Here is a 16,713-nt window from a genome sequence, read left to right on the forward strand (position 1 = left end):
AAACCTTCCTGAGCCGCGGGCCAGGAAGGTTATCTTAAGGGTAAGAAGTACCTGCTAGCCCGCGAGGGTAGGAATAATGACCACAGAAATGACTAGCAGGAAAGGACGCATGGCTTGAGAATTGAAATCGTTTGTCATGCTGACGAAGGAAGCATCTCGCTTGGTGCAGTAACCTCGTGCGCTAGCGACGAAGCGAGCGAGATGCTTCCTTCGTCAGCATGACAAGCAAGTATTTATAGGCGAGTTACTTAAATAATCGTGCTCACGCCCACTGCAATGTTGTGCGCGTTCCACTGCTGCTCGTTCGAGTCGGCAATCCAAAAAGCCACGTAGCTGCCCACCTGCTCGGTAGTGTAGGGCGCAGTAGGATTTAGCTCCGGCGTCAAGATGTTGTTGGTCAAGGCTTCATCTACCGCTTCGCGTACCAATTCCGCTTCGGCCGGCAGGCCCACGTGGTCAAGCAGCATGGCGGCCGAAAGAATGGCCGCCAGCGGATTGGCAATACCCTTGCCCTTGGCCTGCGGATAAGAGCCGTGGATGGGCTCGAATACCGCCACCGCCGCGCCCACCGAAGCCGAGGGCAGCAGGCCCATCGAGCCGGCAATGACCGAGGCTTCGTCCGAAATAATGTCGCCGAACATGTTCTCGGTCAGCACCACGTCGAACTGCTTGGGGTTGGTGATAATCTGCATCGCGGCGTTGTCCACGAACAGGTAATCGACCGTCACCTCGGGGTACTGCGGCGCGATTTCGCGCACTACTTCGCGCCACAAGCGCGAGGTTTCCAATACGTTAGCTTTATCAACCAGCGTGAGGTGCTGGCGGCGCCCGGCGGCCGACTGAAACGCCAAGTGCGCAATGCGCTCAATCTCGGGCCGTGAATACGTGCAATTATCGTAAGCCGTGCCATCAGCCGTGCGACCTTTCTCACCGAAGTAGATACCGCCCGTCAGTTCCCGGAAAATCACCAGGTCGGTGCCCTCAATACGGTCCGATTTCAGCGGCGAGTGCTTCAGCAAGGCTTTGTAGGCCGTAACCGGCCGGATGTTGGCAAACAGCCCTAGCTCCTTGCGCATGCGCAGCAGGCCCTGCTCGGGCCGCACCTTGGCGCTGGGGTCGTTGTCGTACTTCGGGTCGCCGATAGCCCCGAACAGCACCGCGTCGGAGGCGCGGCAGGCGGCCAGGGTTTCGTCGGGCAGCGGGTTGCCGGTGGCGTCGATGGCGCAGGCGCCCACCAGGTGCGAAGTAAACTCGAAGCGGTGGCCGAAGCGCTCGGCTACGGCGTCGAGCACTTTCACGGCCTGCCGACAGACTTCCGGCCCGATGCCATCGCCGGGCAGCAAGGCTATTTTCTTGGTTACCATGTCCATGCGCGTTGTTTTTCAAAGGCCTCAATGGCCGATTTTTGATTTACTAAAAAGTCAATGTCGTCGTAGCCGTTAATCAGGCACTCCTTTTTGTAGCCGTCGATGGCGAAGCTGAACGTCTCGCCCCAGGCCGGCACCGCTAGGGTCTGCGAAGGCAAATCGACCACCAGTTCCAGCTGCGGGTTCTCCTCGATGGCGGCCAGCAGGCGGGCTAGCACCTCATCACTCACTTGCAGGGGCAACAGGCCGGTATTCAAGGCATTACCCCGGAAAATATCGGCGAAGTAGCTGGAAATAACCGTCCGAAAACCGGCATCATACAGCGCCCAGGCGGCGTGCTCGCGGCTGCTGCCGCAGCCAAAGTTTTTGCCCGCCACCAGGATGGTGCCGGTGTAGCGCGGGTCGTTCAGCACGAAGTCGGCTTTGGGCGAGCCATCGGCGTTGTAGCGCCAGTCGCAAAACAGGTTTTCGCCGAAGCCCTCGCGGGTGGTCGCTTTCAGAAACCGGGCCGGAATAATCTGGTCAGTATCAATGTTTTCCAGCGGCAGCGGGCGGCCGGTGGTGTGCAGGGTTTGAAATTTTTCCATTAGTTCAAATACTGCGTAATGTCTACGATGCGGCCCTGCACGGCCGTAATGGCGGCCACCAGCGGGCTAGCCAGCAGCGTGCGCGAGCCAGGGCCCTGGCGGCCTTCGAAGTTGCGGTTGGAGGTAGCCACGCAATACTTGCCGGCCGGAATCTTATCCTCGTTCATGGCCAGGCAGGCACTGCAACCGGGCTCGCGCAGCTCGAAGCCGGCGGCAGCAAAAATCTTGTCGATGCCCTCGGCAATAGCTTGCTGCTCAACTTGTTTGGAGCCGGGCACGATGAAGGCGGCCACGTGCTCAGCCTTCTGCTTGCCCTGCACGTAGGCGGCCACGGCGCGCAGGTCCTCGATGCGCGAATTGGTGCAGCTGCCGATAAATACGTAGTCAATCTGCTTGCCGAGCAGCGACTCGCCGCGCTCGAAGCCCATGTATTTCAGCGACTTATCGAAGCTCTCGGCTTCGCTGGCGGGTACTTCGCTCGGCACGTGGCCGGTGAGGGCGATGCCCATGCCAGGGTTGGTGCCGTAGGTAATCATGGGCGTAATGTCGGCCGCCTGGTAGGTGTACTCGGTTTCAAACGTGGCGTCGTCGTCCGAATACAGCGTTTGCCAGTAGGCCACGGCGTCGTTCCAAGCCGCGCCCTTAGGCGCAAAGGGCCGGCCCTCCACGTAGGCAAACGTGGTGGCATCGGGGGCGATGAGGCCGCCGCGCGCGCCCATCTCGATGCTCATGTTGCAGATGGTCATGCGGCCTTCCATGCTGAGGCCGCGCACGGCGCTACCCGCGTACTCCACGAAATGGCCGGTGGCCCCGCCTGTGCCGAGCTGCGCGATAATGTAGAGAATCAAGTCTTTAGCCGTGACGCCCGGCCGCAGCTCGCCTTCTACCGAGATGCGCATGCGCTTGGGCCGGCTCAGCAGCAGGCACTGCGAGGCCATCACCTGCGCCACCTGGCTGGTGCCGATGCCGAAGGCCACCGCGCCAAATGCGCCGTGGGTGCTGGTGTGGCTGTCGCCGCACACCATCGTCAGGCCCGGCTGGGTCAACCCCAGCTCCGGCCCGATGATGTGCACAATACCCTGGCGCGGGTGGCCTAGCCCGTACAATTCAATCCCGTATTTCTGGCAGTTTTCGGTCAGCTTTTCTACTTGCAGGCGCGAGAGCGGCTCCCGGATGGGCTGGTCTTGGTGCAAGGTCGGCACGTTGTGGTCGGCCGTGGCCAGAATCTGGCTGGGGCGGAATAGCGGCAGGTTGCGCGCGGAAATCTCGTCAAATGCCTGGGGGCTAGTGACTTCGTGAATGAGGTGGCGGTCGATGTACACCACGTCGAGCCCCTCGATGGAGCGAACGACGTGGGCATCCCAGATTTTATCGAATAGCGTGCGGGACATGGGGTAGGAATAGGATAACGTAATTTTTAAAACGTCAGACCAATAAGTCTGTCATGCTGAACGCAGTGAAGCATCTTGGTCGCTTCTGCCGTACCGTTCAATAATGCGGTAGAGATGCTTCACTGCGTTCAGCATGACAGCTGTATTTGGTTATGCTCTTTAGTTAAGACAATAAAAAGAATAAGGAAACGAAGCAACAGGGGGAAATTTTGGTCGTGTTAAGGGTGTGAAAGAATGGCGTTTATGGGGTTTTAACCCGACCCCCTGATTTCCCTGCTCCCACCCACTGGCAGCGCCTGCCACCCCGTTTCCTTAGCCTTTTCAGCCGATGGCTACTATTTTTTCTTGCTCGATGAGGATATGTAAGTCGTTATCAAATACTTCGCGTTGGCGGTCAGCCATTTGCAGGAAGCTGGCGTAGGCCGTGTTCAAGGCCGGGCGCTCCAAGTCGTAGCCCAGCTTTTGGAGGCGGTAGGCGAGGGCCGCGCGGCCCGAGCGAGCCGTGAGCACAATGCTCGAATCGGCTACGCCAACTTCTTTAGGGTCAATAATTTCGTAGGTTTCGCGGCACTTTATCACGCCATCCTGGTGGATGCCGCTGCTGTGCGCAAAGGCGTTGGCGCCCACAATGGCTTTATTGGCCTGCACGGGCATGCTCATGAGGTGCGAAACCATGGCCGACGTCTCGGCCAGCAGGCGCGTATTTACGCCCGTAGTAAGCTTGAGGTCAGCGTGTTGGCGCAGAATCATGACAACTTCTTCCAGGGCCGTGTTGCCGGCGCGCTCGCCCACGCCGTTGATGGTGCACTCAATCTGGCGTGCGCCGTTGCTGACGCCCGCGATGGAGTTGGCCGTGGCTAGCCCCAGGTCGTTGTGGCAGTGCGTCGAGAGGATGGCCCGGTCAATACCTTTCACGTTCTCGTACAGGTACTTAATCTTGGCGCCGTACTCGTGGGGCAGACAGTAGCCGGTAGTGTCGGGGATGTTGAGCACCGTAGCGCCGGCCGCAATGGCGGCCTCGCACACCCTAGCCAGAAACTCATTGTCGGTGCGGCCGGCGTCTTCGGCGTAAAACTCCACGTCCTCCACGAAGCTCTTGGCGAGCTTCACGGCGGCGATGGCACGCGTCACTACGTCCTCGCGGGTGGTGCGCAGCTTCTGCTGCACGTGCAGGTCGGAGGTGCCGATGCCGGTGTGGATGCGCGGCCGGCGCGCCGAGCGCAGCGCCTCGGCGGCCACCCGAATGTCGTTTTCGACGGCGCGGGTGAGGCCGCACACGGTGGCTTCCTGGGTTTGGGCGGCAATGGCGGCCACGGCGGCAAAATCGCCGGGGCTCGATACCGGGAAGCCGGCCTCAATCACATCTACCCCTAGCGCTTCGAGCTGGCGGGCAATAACGAGTTTCTCCTGCTGGTTTAGCTTGCAGCCCGGCACCTGTTCGCCGTCGCGGAGCGTGGTATCGAAAATCTGAATTTTTTGCGTCGCCATAGAAGTAAAAGCCCGCCAGTGCGGGGTCAGCTTTGTTATTGCATTGCAAGTACTAGTACTTTTCAAGCTATCGAAAACATTTTTCCGTGGTTTCTACTATTTCCAAGCCGATTGTTTTTTGGGATAAGCAACTGAAAATTAGTATTTTATAGTTTAGTATTATACAATGCCTAACAAGAGCAGCGACCCGGTTTTTCAACTCATAAAATCCCTGACGCAGTCAGAAAAGCGCCATTTTCGGCTCTTCACTAACCGGCAGGGCGCTACCGAGGGCCTGAAATTCCTGCAGCTTTTCGATGCCTTCGACGCCCAGGAAAGCCTCGACGAGGAGCGCGTGCTAGCCCAGGTGCCGGCCCTCAAGCGCGCCCAGCTCGCCAACCTCAAGGCCAATCTTTATAAGCAGCTGCTGGCCAGCCTGCGCCTCTACCACGCCGGCCAAAACCTCGATATCCAGCTGCACGAGCAGCTCGACTATGCCCGCGTGCTCTACAATAAGGGCTTCTACCAGCAGGCACTGCGTATGCTGGCCCGCGTGAAGCTGGCCGCCCAACAGGCCGAGCTGCCGCACGTGGCCCTGCTAGCCATTGATTTTGAGAAGCTTATCGAGTCGCAATACATCACGCGCAGCTTGCAGGGCCGAGCCGAGTCGCTGGCGGCCGAGGCTACGGCTACGGCCGCGCACCTGGCGCAGCAGCACGCCTTGTCCAACGCCTCGCTGCGGCTGTATGGATTGTATCTGCAAGCCGGTCATGCGCGCAATCAGGCTGACCACGAGCGATTTACGCAGTATTTTCGGGCGCACTTGCCGGCTCAGCTAGGGCGGGGCAGCGGCTTTTGGGAGAAGCTTTACTTTTACCAGGCGCACGTGTGGTATCACACGATTAATCAGGATTTTCGGGCGTGCTACCGCTACGCTCAAAAGTGGGTCGACCTGTTTGAGCGGCAGCCCGATTTGAAGGAAAGCCAGACGATGCTCTACATCAAGGGACTGCACAACCTACTGGCGGCGCTATTTAATATGCAGTACTACAGCAAGTTCAGCGAGGTGCTGCAACGGCTGGAAGACTTTGGAGCCAACCAGACGCGCCGGGCCACGCCCAACACCGAAATTCTGCTGTTTCAGTACATCTGGACCAACCGCATCAACGCCTGCTTCCTGGAGGCGCGCTTCACAGAGGGCGTCGAGATTATCCCGGAATTGCTGGAGCAACTCGGGCAATACAAAGCGCAGCTCGACCTGCACCGCACTCTGGTGTTCTACTATAAAATTGCCTGTCTGTATTTTGGTAGTGGGCAGTATAAGCAGGCTATCAAGTACTTAAACCGAATTATCGACCACAAGGACCTCAGCCTGCGCGAAGATTTGCAGTGCTTTGCGCGCATCCTCAACCTGGTGGCGCACTACGAGGCCGGCGAAGATGCCGAGCTGGAGCACCAGGTGCGCTCGGTGTACCACTTCCTGGCCAAGATGAACGACCAGCAGCCGATGCAGGTAGCGGTATTCCGGTTTTTGCGGCGGGTGGGCCACATTGAGCCCAGCCAGCTGCGTGACGAATTTAAAGCACTGAAAAACAAGCTGGAAGAAATTGCGGCCCAGCCCTTCGACCGCCGGCCCTTCCTCTACTTCGACATCATTTCGTGGCTCGAAAGCAAGATTTCGGGCCGCTCGGTGCAGGAGGTGATGCAGCAGAAGTTTCTGACGATGAAATAGGGGCTAGTGCGTTTGCATCCAGGCAAAGAAATCGCGGGCCACGCGGTCCCAATTCCACTTTTTGTGGTCGATTTCGCCGTTGGTGAAGCCGAAAAAATTGTGTTCCAGCCCGGGGTAGGCGCGGAAAGTGAGGTTGGTTTTGCCGGCCCGTATCATTTCCAGGCGCATGTAGTCTTCAAGCAGCGCCGAGCGGTCGCGGGTGCCGTAGCCCACAAAAACGGGGATGTTGCTGTGCAGAAAATCGTTGAGCGGCGTTTGGGGAGACGACAGCGAGGACACTAGCAAATGCGTGTCGCCCAGGCAATTGTTTTCCTTTGGGCTAGCCACTACCTGCTGCCAGAAGGTGAAATTGTTCTCCGCGCCCACCGAATCAGCGTCCTGCCGATTGCCGGAAATAACGGTGAGCATCCGGCCCAGCGGGCTGCCACTGAGGTACACCACGCGGCGCAGCGGCCCGGGGTGCCGGGCTAGCCGCGCCACCACGTTGCTGCCCTCCGAGTGGCCCATTGCCGTAATATCGTCAGCCTGCACCCAGGGCTGGCGGGTGAGGTAGCGCAGCACGGCCGCATCGCGGGCCACGTAATATTCGAGGTAATTGCGCTGGCAGTAGGCTAGCGGGGCCTGGCCGGTTTTGGGGTCGAGGTAGGCGTAATTGGGCGTCAGGGCCTTGGTGTGGGCGATGACGGGAATGCCGGGCTTGCTGATTTCCACGAAGTGGTAGCGCGCCAGCAGCGTGTCCAGCTCAAAGGGCAGCATGGGGAAGGCGCCCTTGTCATCGTACATGATGACGGGCTGCGGCGTAGAGCCCTGCACGAACAGAAACACCGGCTTGCGCTTCAACTCTTCGCCTTTTTTGGAAAGCACGATGATGTTCACCGTGTCGCGCTGGTAGCGCATGGTGAGGTGGCGGTAGCCAAAATCGGCGGGCGTTTTGGGCTGGGCGCGGGCGGCCAGGGGGCCCGCCAACAGCAAGAGCAACAGGGAGAACAGGCGCAAGAAAGAGGCAGGCAAAGCGGTGAAACCAGTGAATACAGGCCAACGACTGCCGCATTCGTGCTTAAGTTGCGCCCGTGCCTACTCTGCGTATTTCTCTTGCTACTTTTTCGGGGCCGCGCTGCGTAGCGCTGCTGGCGCCGGCGGTGCTTTCGCTCACCACGGCCTGCGGGCAAACGACTACGCCGGCCCTGCCGCCGGCCATCGTCACCGATTCGGCCACCGGCAAAACCGACATGCCCTGGCTGCGCCAGCAGCTCGACAGCTCCATTACGCTGCGCCGCCAGCAGGTGGGCGTGGCCCTGGCCGATGCAACTACCGGCCAGTCACTGTTCAGCTACAACGAGGGCAAGTACTTCACCCCGGCCAGCACCATGAAGCTGCTGAGTTTGTACACCGGCCTCACGCTGCTGCCCGACTCGCTGCCCAGCCTGCGCTACTTCTCGCGCGGCGACACGCTGTACTTCCAGGGCACCGGCGACCCTACTTTTTTGCACGGCGACGTACCCTCGCGCCGCGCCTATGCCTTCCTGGCCGGCCGGCCCGAGAAGGTGCTGGCTTACTGCGATATCGCTACCGTGCCGGCCTACGGCCCGGGCTGGACCTGGGACGATTTTGGCTACTATTTTCAGCCCGAGCGCACGGCGTTTCCGGTGTATGGCAACACGGTGCGCTTTTATGCGGCGGCGCCGCAGGCGGTGCGCACGGGGCCGGGCGCGGCGGTGCGCGTGCTGCCGCAGCGGGTGCGGGTGGCGCCGCGCCAGTTTGCGCCCCTCACCGAGCGGGCTAGCCCCGATTTCCGCCTCTCGCCCGACCAAGACGACGAGATGCACGTGTACCGCGCCCAGGCCGACAACCACTTCACTTTCGTGCCCGGCCCCAAAAAGTGGATTGACGAGGTGCCCTACCGCACCAGCCGCCCGCTGCTGCTGCGCCTGCTCGGCGATACGCTGCGCCGGGCCATTGTGGGCGCGCAGTGGCGCCCGCACCCTAGCCGCGACAGCCTGCGCACGCTGCGCGGCCTGCGCGCCGACTCGCTCTACCGCCGCATGCTGCGCGTGAGCGACAATTTCCTGGCCGAGCAGCTTTTGCTAATGACCAGCACCCGCGTGGGCTACCGCGACTCGCTGAGCAGCGCGCGCGCCATTCGGTACATGCTTCAGCATGAGCTTAAGAACCTGCCCGACCGGCCCGATTGGGTCGATGGTTCGGGCTTGTCGCGGCTGAATCTGCTCACGCCGCGCACGCTTACGGCGGTGCTGGTGCGGCTGCACCAGCAGGTGCCCGAGGCGCGCCTGCTGAGTTTGCTGGCCGCCGGCGGGGGCCAGGGCACGCTACGCAAACGCTATTTTGAGCCCGGCCCGCCCAAGGTGACGTGGTTTTGGGGCAAGACCGGCACGCTCACCCACACTTGCAACCTGGCGGGCTACGTGCGCTGCAAAAGTGGCCGCTTGGTGGCGGTCACATTCTTCAACAACAGCATTCCCGGCGACGACCAGGCCACGCGCAATGCCATGCAGCGCTTGCTAGGGGAGGTGCGGGCGCGGCTTTAAGGTGGAGGTTAACTGAAGGTGCCCAAGCTGCCGGGCCGCCGGAATTTGTTGGACGAAACCTGGCAAACGCTTACACAGAATTAGGCGGGGTTGAACGATTGAGCGGCTTACGGCCGGGGTCAGCGGGGGAAATTTGTAGTGTTCTACTACCTCAGCCCTTCGCCATTCGCCCTGTTATGCTACTCTCTACTAACACCCTACTTAAGAAACTGTCGAGCCAAACGCTATTTGCTGCTTTGCTAGGCCTGCCTTTGCTCAGCAGTGCCCAAACCATTAGCAGCTTCACGCCCAGCACCGGCCCTGCTGGTACGTCGGTCCTCATCACGGGCACGAGCCTCACCGGTACCAAATCGGTAATGCTCAACGGGCAGTCGCTCAAGATTACGGCCAATGCGCTGGGTTCGGTTACCGTAACTATTCCGGTAGCCGCCAGCACCGGCAAGCTGGTGCTGACCACCGCTAGCGGCGTTGCCGTGTCGGGCACGCAGTTTGGCGTGACGCGCAGCACCTCGGGCGTCACCTTTCCGCAACAAACTACAAAGGGGAGTAGCTTCAACACTATTAAAGTAACGGCGGCTTCCAACTCGGCGGTGACCGGCACTTATGGCGCGGTGTTTTATTCAACCCCGACCATCGCTGACCTCACCAACACTGGCCGCACCGACCTGCTGATTGGCAACGCCAACGGCAACGTAGAATACTGGAAGCAAACCAATGTTAACGGCACGGTATTCAGCAAGGTTAGCAATTTGCAGCTAGGCACGGGCGGCGACATTCGGGTGGCCAACTTTGCCAAGCCCACGGTAGCCGACATCGATGGCAACGGCCTGCTCGATATGCTGGTCGGCACCGGCGACGACCGGCACATTGCCCGCTTCGAGCAAACGGCGGCCGGCGCCATCACCTTCACGGCCAAAGGCAACATTCAGGTGCCTAGCGGCACGACCACGGCTGACCTGCTGACGGGCGCGCAGTTTCCGCGCCCGGCCGTGACGGACCTCGACGGCGACGGCCGCCTCGATTTGCTGATTGGCGACTACTCGGGCCTGCTGAAGCGCTACGAGGCCACGGCCGTAAACTCGACCACCTTCGTGGCTGATGCGGGTAACATTCAGGCCGATGGCGCCAACATCAAGGCCGATGGTACTGCCGCTAACGGCACGGCCAAGCCCCTGATTTTTGACATGGACGGCAACGGCCTGCTCGACATGGTGATGGGCAGCCAGCTAGGGGCCATCACCCGCTACGAGCAGAGCGCCCGCTATGCTACCACGTTCACCAGCAAAGGCAACCTGACTACCAACGGCACCACGGCCATCAACATGGGCACCACCGGCAATAACGAAGGCGGCTTTGCGGCGCCCATCATCACCGATATCGACAACGACGGCAAGCTCGATATGCTGATTGGGGACCAGAACGGCACCGTTTACCTCTACACCCAGGCCCAGCAAACGGCCCTCACCGCGTCGCCGCTGCCCGTTACGCTCACCAGCTTCACGGCCCAAAACGCCAGCGCCGGCACCCTGCTGAGCTGGGCTACCGCCACCGAAACCAACAGCGCCAGCTTCGAGGTGCAGCGCTCGCTCGACGGGGCTAGCTTCGCCACCGTGGGCACCCTGGCCGGCGCCGGCTCCAGCGTTACCCCGCGTAGCTACCAGTACCTCGATGCCACCGCCCCGGCCGGCACCAGCTACTACCGCCTGCGCCAGGTAGACCTGGACGGCACCGTGGCCTACTCGGCCGTGGCCGTGCTGGCCCGCCCCGCCACCGGCAGCGCCGCTTCGGCCAAGGCTCTGGCCTTCCCCGTGCCCTTCACCGACGCCCTGAGTGTGGCCCTGCCCGGCACCGACGTGCCGCAGGCCGCCACCGTAGCCCTGCTCACCCTCGACGGCCGCACCGTGTATAGCCGCAGGCTGGCCCTGAGCGCCACGCCCCAGGCCCTGGCCGAGCTGCCCACGCTGGCCCCCGGCCTCTACCTGCTGCGCACCACCACGGCTGCCGGCACCACCACCCAGCGCATCAGCCGCAATTAGGTGGCTAGGGTAAGGTGCTGTTAAACAGCAAAGTATTAAACAGCTCACTTGCTTCGCCTAATGAAGCAGGCGAGCTGTTTTGCGTAGGGCCGTTTGTTAATTCATGAGTACCTGGCGCCGGACCTCACCCCCGGCCCCTCTCCTTGGGTAGAGGGGAGCCGACCGCTCATGCACGCGCTCACTAACAATTATTTTCGCCAGGCTCCCCTCTCCCGTAGGGGAGGGGCCGGGGGTGGGGCCCGGCGCCAGGGCAGGCCCGCGTTCACCCAAGAAATAGCCTCGCTAGCCCGCCCGCTAGCCCACCTGCCGCAGCGAAGCCGCCACCTGGTACGTCACGCCCAGCGGCTCCAGCGCGGCGAAGTGGCCGGTGCCGCAGGCAATTTTCAGGGCTTCTTTGCCGCGCAGGCTCTCGGGGTCGATGGGCGTGGCCTGGCCGGCCGAGCCCTTGGTTTCGACCACAAAGTAGATGCGGCGCTCGCCGCGCAGCACAATGGCCCAGTCGGGCCGGTAGTGCCCGAGCGGCGTCGGAATGAGAAAGCCGCGCGGCAGCTTAAAGTAGAACTCGACCTGCTCGGCCGCGTCGCAGCTCGCGGCAAAGCTGCGCTCGGTAGCACTATCCACGGGCACGCAGTCGTAGAGGGTGCGGCCGGGGTTTTGCACCGGGTAAAGGTTGTGGGTGTACTGCGCCACTTCCTCGTCCTCAAAAAGGCGCATCTCATACGTTTGGCCCCCTAGCTGCTCGTAGGTGATGCCTGCCACCTGCAGGCGGTGCAGCGTGCGCCGAATGGCCGCCACCACGTGGTCGAGAAACTCCTGCGGATTAATCAACAGCTCATCATGTCGACCTGACTGACTCATAATCTGAAAGATAGTGGCCCGCGTCAGTTCCACGCGGCTCTGGATGTAGCCGTACACGTCGGGCACGGCAAAGGCCGGCGCGTACACCGTGTGCTGGTCTTCGGCCGCCAGCTGCCCGCCGATGCCGGCTGCCGAATAAGCCAGGCGAGCCTTGCTGGCGCGCAGCTGGGGCGGGCGCGTGGGCGGCGTCTGGTGCGGGTCGTGTAGGGCGGCCACGGCCCCGGCAATCAGCTCGGCGGTGCTGAAAGCCACGCGGTAGCGCGTGCGGTGCCGGATGCGCTCCCAGATGGCGAAGAAAGCGGGGTAGTTTTCGGGCGTCAGTTCCTTGTCCTGGGGCCGTCGCGGGGTGCGGCGGGTGGCCGCGTCGCGGGTGCGGCCCGCAAACTCCACGCCCGTTTCGGCCTGCAGCTCGCGCTGCAGGGCCGCCGAAAAGTCCTGGTAGCTCTCGTTGGCAATGACGGTGAGCACGTTCAGGCCCTTATCGAAGATGCGCCGGCCGCCGGCATCCACGGCCAGGCGCAGGCCGCGGCCTATTTCCTGGCGCTTCTTCACCTCGCTACGCGTTTCGCTCAGGGTGCAGATTTGAAACACGTTGGGGTTGTCCCAGCCCTCGCGCAGGGCCGAGTGCGAGAAGATGAACTGCAGCGGCTCGGCGGGGTCGAGCAGGCGCTCTTTGTCGCGCAGTATCAGGGCGTAGGTATCGCGGTCGAGGGCCGTGTCGCCGCGCGTGTCCTTGCCGGCGGGGCTAGCCTTGTCCTGCGAAAAATAGCCGTCGTGCACTTGGTCGGCGGCAAAGGGCAGCAGCCCCGCGTACTCGGGCCGCGCCGCGTAGGCGCAGTAAATCTCGGCAAACCACTCGGCAAAGCGGCCCGGCTGCGGCTGCTTGGTGTTGGGGTCGTAGCGCCGGTAGTTGGCCACGCGGTCCACAAAAATGAGCGACAACACTTTAATGCCGCGCGGCTTGAGCTGGCGCACCTTCTCGAAGTGCCACTTGATGGTGCGCTCCAGCTGGTAGCGCAGCACGGCCTCGGTAAGGCCGCCGACCTCTTGGCCCACCCGCACGCGCAGGCCCGAGGCAAAGGTTACGCTGCCTTCCTCCTGGTTCAGCTCATTCACAAGGAAGCCGTTGCGGTAAATGTCGCGTCCCTTGCTGAGGGCGAATAAGTCGCTGCCCAGGCGCACGGTCACTTCTTTTTGCCGCACGCCGCCCTTTTCGTTGCAGAAGATGGCTAGCCGGGCGGTGAGCGCCCTGGCGGTCTTATGCACGGCCTTCACCCGCACAAAGGCCGCATTGTAGTTGCCATCGGTCGTAATGCCGTCAACCTCAATCTGTTTTACCAGGCCCAGGTCGTAGGCCTGCACCGGGTTGAGCGAGTACACCAGGTTGTAGAAGTGGCGGTGGGTGGCCGAGTAGCGCAGCGTGGCCAGGGGGTGCAGCTCGGCCAGGGCGGCCTTGCGGGCGTCGGTTTCCAGGTTTTGGGGCTCATCCACGATAACGATGGGCCTGGTGGCTTGCAGGTACTCGATAGGCCGCACGCCCGTTTCGCGGGGCCGGTTGATGAGGTTCGAGTCCTTGGCAAAGGCGTCGATGTTGATGACCAGAATATGCAGCGCGTCGCTCAGGGCGAAGGTGCGCAGCGCCGCCGGCCGGCCGCTGTGGTACACCGTGTGCTGCACCGGCGGGTAGCCAAAGTGCGCCTGAAAGTGCGCGTGGGTGATGGCCAGCGACTTGCACACGCCCTCCCGAATAGCCACGCTGGGCACCACAACCACAAATTTGCGGAAGCCATACGTGCGGTGCAGCTCATAAATAGTGCGCAAGTACACGTAGGTTTTGCCGGTGCCGGTTTCCATCTCCACCGTCAGGTTGAGGGGCAGGCTAGCGGCGTCGGTAGTGCCCGCCGCCGTCTGAAATGCGCACGGCACCAGCGCCTCTGATGGCGGCAGGCCCTGCCCGGCCTGCACCTGCCGAACATTGGCCAGCAGCTGGGCGTCGGCCAGCACCAGCCGGTTGGCAATGCCGGTTTCGGCGTAGGCCAGCGAGCCGGGGGCGGCCGGGCCCACGGCTATCTCAAGTGGCGCGGGGCCTAGCGGCTGGCCCGCAAAAACGTCTACTACGGCCCGCACGGCCGCTTTCTGGTAGTCCTGCTCGGCGTCAAACTGAAGCTGCATGGCGGGCTAAATCAACTGTAAAACCACTCCCGCATCGGCCAGCTGCAGGCGGGCATTGCTCACCTGCTCGTCGGGGTTTTCGCCCGCGAAGGCTTGCCCCGGCACCACCAGCCGCTGCGGCCGGGCGGCTACGGCGGCGGCTACTATCGCCTCATTGAGCCCCGCCAGGACTAGCCACAGTTGGCCACCCGCGGCCGCGTGTACGGCCAGGCCGCCCCACTCGTGTCGCGCCACGGCCGCCGACAGCGGCCCCCCATCGAGGCTACCCGCCAGCCTCAGCAGCAGTTCGGTAAGCAGCGTGGCCTCGTCGCGGTCGCCGTGCAGCGGCGTCTGAAACAGGTCGAGCTGGGCTAGCAAATCGGGCGCGGCCGCTACCTCAGGCTGCCAGGCGCGGAAGTTGGAGGCCGCCAGCCGGTAGGCCCGAAAGCCCAGGTCGGGCGGCGGGCCGCTGGCCGGGGGCACTTGCCCGGCCCTGGCCGCCGCCAGCTGCGCCCCGGCCCGGGTGAGACGGGCGCGGGTGATGTCCGCGATGGTGCGGTAGCCCGCCTGGGCGGCCTCCGACTTGTCGGCCACCGGCTCGGCCAGCTGCACCAGCAGGTAGCGCCGCCGCCCACCATCCTGGGCGTTGAGGTCGAGCACGGCGTGGCCAGTGCTGCCGCTGCCGGCAAAAAAGTCGATAATCAGGTCGTCGTCTTTCGTTACGAAGGCCAGCAGGCTGGCCAGCAGCTTTTCATCCTTCGGAAACCGGAAAATATCGCGGCCCAGCAGGTTGTTCAGGCGCTTGGAGGCGGCCCGGCCGTCGTTGTAGATGAGGCTGCGCAGCTGGTCCTTGGCCTGGGCAAGGCGCTTTTTGGGCTTAAGAATGGTCGTTTCATCCTCGCCAAAAAGGATGTCGCCGGCGGCCATCAGCTTTTTCATAGTAGCCTCGGGGTAGCGGTAGCCTTTTTCGGGCACCTTGCAGGCGCGGCCAGTGCGCGGGTGCGGCACGTCGTACACGTAGCCGCCAAACTTGGGGTTAGCAGCGTCGGCATCGTGAAAGACGCCTTGGTCGTCCACGTTGTCGTAGTGCTCGGCGCCGCGCAGGTCGGCGCGGTTTTCCTTCAGCCAGCGCCGTAAGTCAGCTTGGATGGTCGCTACGTCGGGGCCGTGCAGCTTGCGCAGCTTTTGGTACTGCTTCTCAATAAGCTGCGCCTTCTTTGACTCGGTAAACCAGTCGGGCTGCAGCTCCTTATTCTTGGCGTACACCAGCAGGTACTCGTGCTCTTTCGATACCTGATTGGGGTTGTTATCAGTAGCCGTTTCGAGCACGATTTCAGCGATAAAGTTCTCTTCGCCAAATATTTCGTTCAGCACCAGGCGCAGGTTGTGCACCTCGTGGTCGTCGATGGAAATAAACAGTACCCCATCTTCGCGCAGCAGGTTGCGGCCCAGGTACAGGCGCGGCCACAGCATACTGAGCCAGGCCGAGTGGTACTGGCCATTGTCGCGGGTGTTTTTGTGCCACAGGTCCTGGTGGTTGAGCAGGCCCCCGGCATCGCGCTGGCCGGTGCGCTGCTCGTAGGCCGCGCGCCGCTCGGCGTAGCTGTCGGCGTACACAAACGAGTCGGAGCCCGTGTTGTAGGGCGGGTCGAGGTACAGCACTTTGGCCTGGCCGAAGTAGCCGCGCTGCAGCACGCGCAGCACTTCCAGGTTTTCGCCCTCCACAAAAACGTGCCGGGTGGTAGCCCAGTCTACGCTGGCTGCCGGGTCGGGCACGAGGGTGGCGGTAGGGGGCTGCTGCACCGCGCGGCGGGCCTGGGCCTTGCCGGCCCACTGCAGCTCGTAGCGCTCGGGGGCGGCGGGGGCTAGCGCGTCTTCGGCTGCCAAAAGGGCCCGCAGGCGCTCAAAATCGACCTTGCCTTCGCTTAGCGCTTCCGGAAAAAACTGGCGCAGGTTATCAACAGCCCCGGCGGCAGGGCTAAAACTACGGCTAGGCATAGCGATGAAGCAGAGAATAAAAATTCGTTACAAATATGATTCAAATAGATTGAAAAATGCATCAAAAATGTAAAAAAACTAATACGAATTTCGTAAACCCTTAGCCGCAAATTTGCTTTTCTTCCTTCGAGAGTAGCGTAGCGATGCAGCACCGTGGTGAATTAGTGGCGGCCGTGGTGGCCAAAAGCGGCGTGAAGCTGAGTCAGCTGCACCGGGCGCTGGGCATCAGCCGGCCCACGCTGTACCGCCGCTTTGAGGACCCGAACCTGGATTTTGATTTCATCAAGCGCGTGGGCCAGCTCATTTACCACGACTTTGCCGAGGACTTCCGCGAGCTGGCCGCGCCCGGGCTGACCCTGGCCGCCGAGCCGGCCGCCGGCTACCACCTCGACTCGCTCGACGACTGCAAAAACAAGCTGCTACACGTGTATGCGCTCTATACCGACCTGCAGGAAAAATACAACGCCCTGCTAAGCGAGCGCGGGCAGTAGCGGGGCCAAATGGGGTGGCTCGCCCGCCGCCGGATAGATGGGCTTCCAGGCCGCCGGAACTGCTAAGCCGGGGTTATAGATAGGAGCCA

Annotated in this window: 11 protein-coding genes; 4 read left to right on the top strand and 7 right to left on the bottom strand. The window is 62.1% G+C overall.

What is annotated here, in order from left to right; all coding sequences use genetic code 11:
* Positions 1-248: 248 nt before the first annotated feature.
* From leuB to Q5H89_RS09400, 4 genes are all read right to left on the bottom strand, one after another.
* Positions 249-1,370: a 3-isopropylmalate dehydrogenase gene (leuB, locus tag Q5H89_RS09385; RefSeq protein ID WP_305019044.1), complete on the bottom strand. Its 1,122-nt coding sequence runs from the start codon at positions 1,368-1,370 to the stop codon at positions 249-251.
* Positions 1,358-1,954, bottom strand: a complete 597-nt coding sequence (gene leuD / locus Q5H89_RS09390; RefSeq protein WP_305019045.1) for a 3-isopropylmalate dehydratase small subunit — start codon at positions 1,952-1,954, stop codon at positions 1,358-1,360. The genes leuB and leuD overlap by 13 nt, the downstream gene beginning before the upstream one ends.
* Complete coding sequence (gene leuC, locus Q5H89_RS09395) at positions 1,954-3,345, bottom strand: 3-isopropylmalate dehydratase large subunit (protein WP_305019046.1); 1,392 nt, start codon at positions 3,343-3,345, stop codon at positions 1,954-1,956. Before leuC ends, leuD begins: the two co-directional genes overlap by 1 nt.
* A 321-nt stretch (positions 3,346-3,666) precedes the next feature.
* A complete protein-coding gene (locus tag Q5H89_RS09400) occupies positions 3,667-4,833 on the bottom strand; it encodes a 2-isopropylmalate synthase (RefSeq protein WP_305019047.1) in 1,167 nt (388 codons plus the stop codon).
* A gap of 166 nt (positions 4,834-4,999) precedes the next feature.
* On the opposite strand from Q5H89_RS09400, the gene Q5H89_RS09405 reads away from it, so the two are divergent.
* Positions 5,000-6,544 carry a hypothetical protein gene (locus Q5H89_RS09405; RefSeq protein ID WP_305019048.1) on the top strand — a complete coding sequence of 515 codons (1,545 nt, stop codon included), beginning with the start codon at positions 5,000-5,002 and terminating at the stop codon, positions 6,542-6,544.
* A 3-nt stretch (positions 6,545-6,547) separates the two neighbouring features.
* Here the strand turns inward: Q5H89_RS09405 and Q5H89_RS09410 are convergent, their stop codons facing one another.
* Positions 6,548-7,555: an alpha/beta hydrolase family protein gene (locus Q5H89_RS09410; protein ID WP_305019049.1), complete on the bottom strand. Its 1,008-nt coding sequence runs from the start codon at positions 7,553-7,555 to the stop codon at positions 6,548-6,550.
* A 59-nt stretch (positions 7,556-7,614) separates the two neighbouring features.
* Between Q5H89_RS09410 and Q5H89_RS09415 the strand changes: the two genes are divergently transcribed.
* A complete protein-coding gene (locus tag Q5H89_RS09415; RefSeq protein ID WP_305019050.1) occupies positions 7,615-9,090 on the top strand; it encodes a D-alanyl-D-alanine carboxypeptidase in 1,476 nt (491 codons plus the stop codon).
* Between the two features lie 176 nt (positions 9,091-9,266).
* Positions 9,267-11,126 carry an FG-GAP-like repeat-containing protein gene (locus Q5H89_RS09420; RefSeq protein ID WP_305019051.1) on the top strand — a complete coding sequence of 620 codons (1,860 nt, stop codon included), beginning with the start codon at positions 9,267-9,269 and terminating at the stop codon, positions 11,124-11,126.
* 294 nt (positions 11,127-11,420) lie between these two features.
* Here Q5H89_RS09420 and Q5H89_RS09425 read toward each other — a convergent pair whose 3' ends face one another.
* Positions 11,421-14,156 carry a restriction endonuclease gene (locus tag Q5H89_RS09425; protein WP_305019052.1) on the bottom strand — a complete coding sequence of 912 codons (2,736 nt, stop codon included), beginning with the start codon at positions 14,154-14,156 and terminating at the stop codon, positions 11,421-11,423.
* Between the two features lie 6 nt (positions 14,157-14,162).
* Entirely contained in the window at positions 14,163-16,133 is a 1,971-nt protein-coding gene (locus Q5H89_RS09430; RefSeq protein ID WP_305019053.1) for a site-specific DNA-methyltransferase, read from the bottom strand.
* Positions 16,134-16,276: 143 nt separating this feature from the next.
* Here Q5H89_RS09430 and Q5H89_RS09435 point away from each other — a divergent pair, with 143 nt between their 5' ends.
* Positions 16,277-16,624 carry a hypothetical protein gene (locus Q5H89_RS09435; protein ID WP_305019054.1) on the top strand — a complete coding sequence of 116 codons (348 nt, stop codon included), beginning with the start codon at positions 16,277-16,279 and terminating at the stop codon, positions 16,622-16,624.
* The last annotated feature ends 89 nt before the right edge of the window (positions 16,625-16,713 follow it).

This window comes from Hymenobacter cheonanensis (genome assembly GCF_030581075.1).
Classification (GTDB): domain Bacteria; phylum Bacteroidota; class Bacteroidia; order Cytophagales; family Hymenobacteraceae; genus Hymenobacter.

Coding starts and splice junctions, on each gene's coding strand:
- leuB (WP_305019044.1), bottom strand. CDS start 1,370: ATGGACATGGTAACCAAGAAAATAGCCTTGCTGCCCGGCGATGGCATC.
- leuD (WP_305019045.1), bottom strand. CDS start 1,954: ATGGAAAAATTTCAAACCCTGCACACCACCGGCCGCCCGCTGCCGCTG.
- leuC (WP_305019046.1), bottom strand. CDS start 3,345: ATGTCCCGCACGCTATTCGATAAAATCTGGGATGCCCACGTCGTTCGC.
- Q5H89_RS09400 (WP_305019047.1), bottom strand. CDS start 4,833: ATGGCGACGCAAAAAATTCAGATTTTCGATACCACGCTCCGCGACGGC.
- Q5H89_RS09405 (WP_305019048.1), top strand. CDS start 5,000: ATGCCTAACAAGAGCAGCGACCCGGTTTTTCAACTCATAAAATCCCTG.
- Q5H89_RS09420 (WP_305019051.1), top strand. CDS start 9,267: ATGCTACTCTCTACTAACACCCTACTTAAGAAACTGTCGAGCCAAACG.
- Q5H89_RS09425 (WP_305019052.1), bottom strand. CDS start 14,156: ATGCAGCTTCAGTTTGACGCCGAGCAGGACTACCAGAAAGCGGCCGTG.
- Q5H89_RS09430 (WP_305019053.1), bottom strand. CDS start 16,133: ATGCCTAGCCGTAGTTTTAGCCCTGCCGCCGGGGCTGTTGATAACCTG.
- Q5H89_RS09435 (WP_305019054.1), top strand. CDS start 16,277: ATGCAGCACCGTGGTGAATTAGTGGCGGCCGTGGTGGCCAAAAGCGGC.